The 2793-nt window shown below is 30.0% G+C and carries 1 protein-coding gene; it reads left to right on the forward strand.

Features of this window, described 5'->3' with window-relative positions; genetic code table 11:
• The coding region (locus QZZ48_RS15255; RefSeq protein WP_294967113.1) for a T9SS type A sorting domain-containing protein at positions 1–2793 on the forward strand (2793 nt) is incomplete at both ends.

Genomic DNA, 2793 nt, shown 5'->3' on the forward strand with positions numbered 1-2793 from the left:
CTTTACCCTATTGCTATTCCTTATTGCAACTATTTCGCTAAATGCACAGAACATAAACATTCCCGATGCCAATTTTAAAAAAGCACTGGTTGATAATACTAGCATTAACACCAATGGAGATGGGGAGATTTCGGTAAGTGAGGCGGCGGCTTTTACTGGTAAAATTAACGTTGGAGACAAAAATATATCCGATCTTACGGGTATCAAATATTTTATAAACATTACAGAACTTTCTTGCGATGGCAATCAATTAACAAGCATAAATGTAAGTAACATACTAAATTTAGAGCATTTAGTATGTTCCAGGAACTTACTTACAAGACTAGACCTAAGTTTCAACACAAATTTAAAGAGTTTAATGTGCTATGACAATCAACTCACCAATTTAAATCTGATAAATAATAAGGCTCTAATAAGATTAACTTGCAATAATAATAAATTTACAACATTAGATTTAAGCAGAAATAAAAAATTAGAGGGTATAATATGTCGTAATAATCAACTTACTCGTTTAGATTTGAGTCAAAATACTCGTTTGAAGGCTTTGTATTGTAACAATAACAAGCTTATAAAATTAGATTTAGGTAAAGGTTCGAAAATCAGATATATATATTGTGTTGAAAATCAATTCCCATTCTCAGAATTACAAAAAATAAAAATTAAATTTTCGGGTTTAAGCTACAGGTCCAATAAAACAATATTTACACCTCTAATTAAAAATTTAGAAGAGGAGGTAAATTACTCTGCGCAAAGAGAGTTTAACGGCCATTTAACTACTTTTATCTGGTACAATGATTCTGATCTGACGGTTGATGCCAAAGTGGTTAAAGAAAGTACTACAAGCCCTGGTGTTTTTCAGTTTCTTAAAGCAGGTCGTTACTATTGCAAAATGCGCAATACCTATTTTGCAGGAGCCGAACTTAAAACCGAGAACATTACTGTTTTGGATCCTATAATTACTTTCCCTGATGCAAATTTTAAAAATGCTCTACTCACCCACACTGGTATCGATATCGATGAAGATAGAGAAATAAAAATAAGTGAAGCTCTAGCTTATTCTGGTGAAATTAACGTTACAGGTAAAAGTATATCTGACCTTATAGGAATTGAATATTTTATAAATATTACCGATCTATCTTGCAACTCCAATCTCCTGACAAATTTAGATGTCAGCAAAAATAGAGCATTAATATGTTTAAGTTGCGATATGAATCAACTCAAAACATTAAATATTACACAAAATACGGCTTTAACTAGTTTATCTTGCAGCTCAAATCAACTCAGTTCATTAAATATTAACAGAAATACGTTATTAACAGATTTACACTGTAATTCAAACCCTATCAATAAATTAAATGTTAATAAAAATATTGAACTAACTAGTTTATCATGCAGTTTAAATCAACTCAAAACACTAGATGTTACCAAGAATAAGGCTTTAACTAATTTATCTTGTCACAAAAATCAACTAAAAACATTAGATCTTGGCGAGAATACAGCATTAGCTGATTTAGATTGTAGCTCTAATCAATTCGAAGTATTAGATATTACCAAGAATAAGACTTTAACTAATTTATCTTGTCACAAAAATCAACTAAAAACATTAGATCTTAGCGAGAATACAGCATTAGCTGATTTAGATTGTAGCTCTAATCAATTCGAAGTATTAGATATTACCAAGAATAAGACTTTAACTAATTTATCTTGTCACAAAAATCAACTAAAAACATTAGATCTTAGCGAGAATACAGCATTAGCTGATTTAGATTGTAGCTCTAATCGGATAGAAATATTAGATATTCAAGAGAATACGGCATTAACGAAATTGATTTGTTTCTCAAATAATTTCAAGACTTTAGATATTAATAAGAACGCTGCAATAACAACCTTGTTTTGTTACTCAAATCAAATCAGAACGTTATATGTTAGTAATAATACAGCATTAATAAATTTATATTGCCAAAACAACGAACTAAGTAAGCTAGACATAAGTAAAAACACTCACTTATTTGATTTGAAATGCAATAATAATTTATTTCCCTTTTCATCTCTCAAAAAAATTAAAGATTATTATACCGAATTAAATTATAACTCAAATAAATTAATTTTTCAATCCAAAGAGGAAAAATTTGGTTTCGAAATTGATTTCACTTCAGAAGTTGACTTCAATGAAAACAAGACCACATTTAAATGGTTCAAAAATAACAATGAAATAGATCAGAACATCATCAAAAAAATTAAATTGGGGATATTTAAACCTTTAAAAACTGGAAACTATTACTGTGAAATGTCTAACGATTATTTCAATTCAACGATATTAAGAACTAACATTATCAAGATTACTAAAGGAGAACAAACTATTACTTTTGCTGATAAACCAGAAACAGTTAAAGCAAACGACGAAATAGAACTAAATGCAACAGCGAGTTCTGGTCTTGCAGTAACATTTGAATTAATTTCAGGAGATGCTAATATTACTGGGAACTTTATAACTTTCAATGAAGTTGGAACAGTTGAGATAAAAGCTTCTCAAGCTGGTAATGATGAGTATGAAACTTGTGAAAACAATATTACAATTACAGTTGATTTTGCGACTGGCATAGAAGATGTTTTAGAGTCGTCAACTCAAATTTATCCAAACCCTGTTGTAAGTGAAATGGTCGTGAAGTTTAAAAGTAGTGACGAAAGAAGCATTCGTATTTTCGACCTGCAAGGTAGATTAAAACTGCAAGAGGAAACCTCGTCTACTTCAGAACGATTGAACCTTTCCGACTTTAAGAGTGGCATGTATCT

This window comes from Sulfurimonas sp., from assembly GCF_016744025.1.
Taxonomy (GTDB): domain Bacteria; phylum Campylobacterota; class Campylobacteria; order Campylobacterales; family Sulfurimonadaceae; genus Sulfurimonas.